The 6,763-nt window shown below is 71.1% G+C and carries 6 protein-coding genes; 3 read left to right on the plus strand and 3 right to left on the minus strand.

Annotation, left to right across the window (positions count from 1 at the left end; all coding sequences use genetic code 11):
- The first annotated feature begins 35 nt into the window (after positions 1 to 35).
- Together AB0I98_RS05585 and AB0I98_RS05590 are read left to right on the plus strand one after the other, a co-directional pair.
- A complete protein-coding gene (locus AB0I98_RS05585; protein ID WP_362935695.1) occupies positions 36 to 941 on the plus strand; it encodes a LysR family transcriptional regulator in 906 nt (301 codons plus the stop codon).
- Positions 938 to 1,864, plus strand: coding sequence for a serine hydrolase (locus AB0I98_RS05590; protein ID WP_362935698.1), 927 nt, complete (start codon positions 938 to 940; stop codon positions 1,862 to 1,864). The genes AB0I98_RS05585 and AB0I98_RS05590 overlap by 4 nt, the downstream gene beginning before the upstream one ends.
- Positions 1,865 to 1,866: 2 nt before the next feature.
- On the opposite strand, the gene AB0I98_RS05595 is transcribed toward AB0I98_RS05590, so the two are convergent.
- Positions 1,867 to 3,006, minus strand: a complete 1,140-nt coding sequence (locus tag AB0I98_RS05595) for a serine hydrolase domain-containing protein (protein WP_362935701.1) — start codon at positions 3,004 to 3,006, stop codon at positions 1,867 to 1,869.
- A gap of 162 nt (positions 3,007 to 3,168) precedes the next feature.
- The gene (locus AB0I98_RS05600; RefSeq protein ID WP_362935704.1) at positions 3,169 to 3,909 is read right to left on the minus strand and encodes an SDR family oxidoreductase; all 741 of its coding nucleotides are present in this window, start codon (positions 3,907 to 3,909) and stop codon (positions 3,169 to 3,171) included.
- Positions 3,910 to 4,004: 95 nt separating this feature from the next.
- On the opposite strand from AB0I98_RS05600, the gene AB0I98_RS05605 reads away from it, so the two are divergent.
- The gene (locus tag AB0I98_RS05605; RefSeq protein WP_362935707.1) at positions 4,005 to 4,634 is read left to right on the plus strand and encodes a TetR/AcrR family transcriptional regulator; all 630 of its coding nucleotides are present in this window, start codon (positions 4,005 to 4,007) and stop codon (positions 4,632 to 4,634) included.
- Between the two features lie 39 nt (positions 4,635 to 4,673).
- Here the strand turns inward: AB0I98_RS05605 and AB0I98_RS05610 are convergent, their stop codons facing one another.
- Positions 4,674 to 6,452, minus strand: coding sequence for a TIGR03767 family metallophosphoesterase (locus AB0I98_RS05610; RefSeq protein ID WP_362935710.1), 1,779 nt, complete (start codon positions 6,450 to 6,452; stop codon positions 4,674 to 4,676).
- Positions 6,453 to 6,763: the final 311 nt, after the last annotated feature.

Genomic DNA, 6,763 nt, shown 5'->3' on the forward strand with positions numbered 1-6,763 from the left:
GTTCAACTCCATGCTGTTTTGGCATAGTAGGGCGCGTGGATCTTGTCGCGGCATGCCGGGCGTTCGTCAGTGTGAGCGAGCACGGCAGCTTCACGGTGGGCGCCGCGGCGGCCCGTACGGCCCAGTCCGTGGTGAGCCGTCGCGTCGCCGCGCTGGAACAACGCCTGGGCGAGCGGCTCCTTGACCGGTCCTCGCGGGCGGTGACGCTGACGCCCTTCGGCCGGGACATGCTGCCGACGGCGAGGCAACTCGTGCTGCTCGCCGACCGGTTCGAGTACGAGGCGGAGGCGGCCCGGCGCCGGCCGCTGCGGCTCGCCGTGCCCGCCGTCTGCCCGACCGGCGCCCTCGCCCGGCTCATCGCCGACGCACACGAGCAGGGCGTCCTGCTCGACCCGTTTCCCGCCGGTCCGGCCGAGCGGGCCGACCTCGTGTCCTCCCGGCAGGTGCGCGCGGCGCTGCTCGCGGTGGCGCCCGCCGAGGCGGCCTGGACGGTGCCGCTGGGGCTGGCGGTCGCGGACGAGCCCGGCGGCGGGGCGATCTACCTGGACACTCTGCGCCCCGGCCGGGCCGACCGCGACCGGCGGCCCCGGCGGGTGTGGCTGCAGCCGGAGGACGACGTGCCGCACGTCCGGGACCGGCTGACCCGGCTGCGCGACGCCGTCGGGCTGCGCCCGGCCCAGCTGGCCGTCGCACCGGCCGTGGCCGCCGCCGCGGCGGACGTGCTCAGCCACGGCGACGCGCTGCTGTGCTCGGCCCCGCAGGCCCGCGAACTCCGCCTTCACTGGCGGCCCGTCGGCGAACTGGGCCCCGGCTTCGCCCGCGGGTTCTCGCTCGCGGTGGCGGACGAGACGGACGTCGATGCCGGGCACGTACGCCAGGCCTGCGCGCCCGGCATCGCCCGGTGCCTCGGCGCCACGGAGAGCGCGGAGGGGGCCGTATGACCACCGGTACCGAGAGACTGCTCGGCGAGCTGCGCCGGGCCCTGCACGACGGCGGGTTGTACGGCTCCTTCCTCGTCCGGGATCTGGCGACGGGCGACGAGATCGGGATCGACCCCGACACCGAGTTGCCGGCCGCGTCCCTCGTGAAGATCCCGCTCGCCCTGGCGACGCTGGAACGCATCCGGCGTGGGGAACTCGACGGCGCCAAGGTGATCGAGGTGGAGCCCGGGCGGGTCACCACGCCCGGTCCGACCGGTCTGAGCCGGTTCCGGCACGCCGCCCACATCGCCGTGGAGGACCTGCTCTACCTCAGCACCTGCATCAGCGACAGCAACGCCGCCGACGCCCTCTTCGCCCTCACGCCCCCTGCCCAAGTCGGGGCGGTCCTGCACGAGTTCGGGCTGCGCGGCATCGCCGTCCGGCACACCATGGGCGAGCTGATGGACACCCCGGTGGAGCGTTTCGACCCCGCCGACGTCCACCTCGCGCATGCCCTCGCGATCGACGCCGGCACGCCGGGGCGCGGCCACCGGGTGCCGCAACTCGACATCTCGCGTGCGAACACCGGCACGGCACGGGCCTTCGTCGACCTCCTCCAGGCCCTGTGGACCGAGGGCGCCGAGCGCCCGGCGATCCACCCCGAGGTCGCGGCACAGGTACGCGGCTTCCTGGCCAACAACCTCCTGCGCAACCGCCTCGCCCCGGACTTCGAGTCCGACGCCTCCATCTGGTCCTCCAAGACCGGCACGCTGCTCAACCTGCGCCACGAGGTCGGCGTCGTCGAACACGCCGACGGCCAGACTTACGCCATAGCCGCCCTGACCGAGTCACAGGTGGCCGCCGGCCGGCAGCCGGGCGCCGACGCCCTCATGGGCCAGGTCGCCCGGCGCCTGCGCGACGAACTCCGTTCGAGGTGGGTCTAGCTTCACTTGCCGCAGTACTCCCCCTCGAGCACCGCTGCGGCGTCGCCGGTCCAGTCCCCGTTGAAGTTGAAGGCGAGGGAGTGGCGGCCGTCGGCGGTTGTGACGGCCACCGAGGAGGAGCCGTGGATGCCGCCCTCGTGGCCCCAGACGTGGACGCCGCAGCTGAGCTTGACGTCCATCAGGCCGAGGCCGTAGCGGATGTCGTTCGTGTCGGGGTCCGTCACGGTGGTCTTCATCTCCTTCAGCTGCTCGGCCGGGAGCAGCCTGCCCTGCATCAAGGCGCGGTAGAAGCGGTTCAGGTCCGCCGAGTCGGAGATCATCCCGCCCGCGGCGCCGGCTCCGGAGGGGTTCAGCACCGTGACGTCGTAGGTCGGTCCCGTCGTGTCCTCGGCCAGCTTGGAGTAGGCGCGGCTGCTGGGCTGCGGGACCGTGGCCCGGGTGCCGGGGACGGAGGTGGCGGTGAGATGCAGGGGCTGCATGATGCGCCGGCGCACCTCGTCGCCGTACGAGTGTCCGGTGGCCTTCTCGATCACCATGCCGGCGACGATGTAGTTGGTGTTGGAGTAGCTGTACGAAGTACCGGGCGCGAACTCCGGCTTGTGCCGCGTCGCGATCGACACCAGTTGCCGGGGCGTCAGGGTGTCGTAGCGGTGCTTGAAGAAGCCGTCCGCGAGGAAGTACTTGCGGACGAAGTCGTCGTCCGAGGTGTAGCTGTAGATGCCGCTGGTGTGGTTGAGGAGCTGCCGGAGGGTGATCCGCGCGCCGTCGTGGCCGTTGCCCTCGACCACGCCCGGCAGCCACTTTTCCACCGTGTCGTCCAGGGACAGCCTGCCCTCGGCCTCCAGCTGGAGCAGCACCGTGGCCACGAAGGTCTTGGTGATGCTGCCGACGCGGTACCGGTCGTGCTCCGACCGCGGCTGGTCCGTCTTGATGTTGCCGACGCCGGCCGTCGTGGACCAGCTGCCGCGGCCGTCCTTCGCGGTCGCCGTGACGCCGGGGACACCGGCGTCGACGGCGGCCTCGATCGCCTTGCGGGTGGCGTCGTGGTCACCGCCGCGGTCTGCGGCCACGGCGGGTCCCGCGAGTGCCACGGCCGACAGCGCGACTGCCGTCGCCGCCGCCAGGGTCATCCGTACGGTCATGTCTTCCCCCACTTGTCTACCTTGTCTACGCCCTTGAGCTCGGTCGCGGGGAAGGACCCGGCGTCCGGGGGGAAGGTTGCCGCGCTGCGGCGAGGTTGAGCGGCTTTCAGCCCTTGTCGTCAGGGACCTGGCGACCGGCCAGCCGTTCATGATGCGGTCCGGTCAGATCTGGTTCATCCCGCCGTCGACGTAGAGATTGGCGCCGTAGACGAAGCTGCTGTCCGGCGAGGCGAGGAAGGTCACGGCGGCGGCGATCTCGTCGGGGTCGGCGACCCGCTTGGGGGGCAAGCCCGCCGCGACCGCCTTGAGCATCTCCCCGGCGCGATCGCCGAAAGCCGCGTCCCACAGCGGGGTGTTCACCGGGCCCGGCGAGACCACGTTGACCCGGATACCCCGGCTGCCGAGCTCGTCGGCCCAGGCGCGCGCGTAGGCCCGCACGGCCGCCTTCGACGCCCCGTAGGCGCTCATGCCCGCGGCGCCTCCCTCGGCGGCGGTGGAGGCGGCGAGGATCACCGAGGCGCCCTCGTTGAGCAGCGGGAGGGCCTTCTGCACCGTGAAGAAGGTGCCCTTGACGTTGATGTCGAAGACCGCGTCATGGATGTCCTCGGTGAGTTCGTCCAACGTCGCGATGTGGTTGATGGCCGCGTTGGCGAACAGTACGTCCAGGCCCTGACCGTGCTCCCGCACCTGCTCGTACAGGCGGTCCACATCAGCCGCGACGCTGACGTCACCGGGCACCGCGGTGGCGTAGCCGATGGCGGCGACGGCCTTCTCCAGCTCGGTTTCGCGCCGGCCGGTGATGAACACGTGCGCGCCCTCGGCGGCGAATCGCTTCGCAGTCGCCAGGCCGATCCCGGTGCCGCCGCCGGTGACGACCGCGGTCTTGCCCTCAAGCTGCCCCATGAATATGACCTCCATAAATTTCGGTACCGATCGGTACCGAAGGAGACCGTAACACCTTCCGCACCGACCAGTACAGAAGAGGTACGATCGCTCGCATGGAGAAACGGCAGAAGGCACCGATCGGCCGACCGAGGGGTTTCGACGCCGACGCGGCCCTCGAACAGGCCATGCGGGTCTTCTGGGAACAGGGCTACGAAGGCGCCAGCCTCACCGACCTGACCAACGCCATGGGCATCACCCGCACCAGCATGTACGCGGCCTTCGGCAACAAGGAGGAGCTGTTCCGCAAGGCCCTGGAGCGCTACACCGAGGGCCCCGCCTCGTACGGGGCGCGGGCCCTGCAAGAGCCGACCGCCCGCGAGGTGGCCACCGCGTTCCTCAACGGCTCCGTGCGGGCCACCACCCGGCCCAGCTGCCCCACCGGGTGCCTGGGAGTCCAAGGGTCCCTCGCCGCAGGCGAACCGGGACGAGGCGCCCGCGACGCGCTCACCACCTGGCGCAATGAGCACACCTCGCTCCTGCGCGACCGGTTCCAGCAAGCCGTCGACGAGGGAGACCTGCCCCCAGGCACCGATCCCGGACTGCTCGCCCGCCACCTCATGACCGTGGCCAACGGCATCGCCGTCCAAGCCGCCGGCGGCATCACCCGCGACGTCCTCCAGCAGGTGGCCGACATGACCCTGCAAAGCTGGCCGCCGGCCACGAACCCGGCACAGCTCCCGTGATGCCCGTTGTGCGGGCCCGGCACTTCAGCGCCCGGTAGCTCACCCCTTCTTCAGCACCAGCTCGGTGTTCCGGTCGCCCGACTCCCCCGCCAGCTTCGTGCTGGCGCCCGGGGCGTTGAAGGAGAGTTCGCGGTAGAGGGCGGCCAGGCCGGTCTGGGAGAGGTCGGTGAAGTCGGTGCGGTGCGGGGCGGCGGACTCGATGAGGGTGGTGAAGAGGGACAGGGTGCCGTCCTTGTTGTCCACCACCTCGATGATGCGGGCGAGTTGGGGGAAGTCCACGTGGGAGGCGGTGGAGATCTCCCAGAAGGAGTGGCCGCCGGAGCCGGTGCGCGGGGTGATGACGTTCCGGTGGATGTGGCCGTTCACCCAGGCGAGGACGTTGCTGTTGCGACCGAGCACGGCGAGGACGTCCTCGCCGCCGTGCCGGCGGTCGTTCGGGCGGGCGGGGTCGGGGCGCAGGTTGGTCATCGTGCCGCTGGTGTGGTGGCTGAAGATGATCGCGTACGAGTGCTTGTTCTGCTTCAGCGTCCGGTCCAGCCACTTCAACTGGGCTGCTCCGATGGACCCGTTGTAGTGGCCGCCCGCGTCGGTGGTGTCGAGGCTGATGCCGATGACGTCGTCGGAGATGCGGAAGCTGTAGTACTGGGTGCCCGCCTCGGCGTTGGCCGCGGAGTAGCCGTGCCCGACCGGGCCCGCGCCCTTGTACGCCGGGTCCAGGTGGGCTTTGACGTACTCGGCGGCGGTGAACGGGGCGCGGCTGTCGTCCGGGGTGACCGAGCGCAGATCGCGGGAGTGCGCCTTCAGCAGGTCGCGGAACCAGGTGCCCTTGGGGTCCGTGTCCCCCTTGAGCGTGTCCTGGAGCTTCTTCGCCTCAGATGCCGACAGGCTCATCAGTTTCTTGCCGCCGACGGCGAACTCGGCGAGGTAGGAGTCTCCGTGGCCGTAGGTGCCGAGCGGCATGGCGTCGTGGTTGCCGACCGTGGAGTACCAGGGGATGGTCAGTCCCGGGCTGTTCATCTCGTGGATCGCGGCGGCGAGGAAGCCCTTGAGGTGCGGGAAGCCGAGCTGCTTGTCGGCGTCACGGGTGGTGGAGTCCGGCTGCCAGTACTGCTTGAGGCCGCTGTTCTGGACGCCCTCATAGCGGCGCGGATCCCCGGTGTTGGGGGTGACGCGGCCGCCGCTCATGATCGTCAGGAACCACTCCAGCTCGGACTTGGCGTTGTTGTCCGTGTTGTCGCCGGTGGTCATGGCGAAGTGGAGCGGGGAGCCGGTGACGGGGGCTCCCCGCAGCGCGTTGACCCGCTCCACCAGCGAGATGGCGCCCGGCACGGTCAGCGCCTCCTGCGGCCGCCAGGCGTGTACGTCCGTCGAGCGGAGGAACTCCAGACGCAGCGGGTGCTGGCTGTCGATCAGATGCAGATCGGTGAGCTGCACGAACGCGGCGAGCGCGGTACGGCGGCCCGCGCGCCCCGACTTGGGCGCGGCCAGGTCGCTGCGCACGACGCGCTGCCAGCCGGGGCCGTCGCCGAGGCGCCGGTAGCCGGAGGAGGTGCGGGGGGCGGCGACGCCGGCGAGTGTGGTGCCGCGCGTGTAGGGCGCGAGGGGTGCGGTGGCGGCCTCGCGGGCGGCGATGACCGGGGCCTCCTTGGCGGCGGCTCCCGTGTCGGCGGCATGGGCGCTCGCGGTGGCGGCCTGGCTGTCGGTGGGCCGCAGGGCGTAGCCGACGCCGGCGGACAGGGACACCGCCCCGGTGGCGGCGAGCAGCGTACGACGGTGGACCCCCAGCGCGGAGCTGGCGACAGAGCGTATCCGCGACATGCGCGTGTCTCCCCGAGTGCGAACGCGTCGACAGTGGTCACGAGCCGTCGCTCTCGCGAACTGCCCGCTCGTACTGGATCGTTGGCAGCAGGGGTGACCTGCGCGTAAACAAGACCACAACGCGCAACGCCGATCACCGTACGTCGATCTTGGACTACCCTGCGCGTACGCGACCGCTCCGCGAACGTCCGGGATACGGTCACTCAGCGTTCATCTTCGGGGGTACTGAAGCAAAGCCTCCGCGGAATTCCGGGGTGCTGGCTGCGGGTCCGTCGTGGCTGGTCGCGCAGTTCCCCGCGCCCCTTAAGGGG

The sequence above is a fragment of the Streptomyces sp. NPDC050211 genome (genome assembly GCF_040656035.1).
GTDB lineage: Bacteria > Actinomycetota > Actinomycetes > Streptomycetales > Streptomycetaceae > Streptomyces.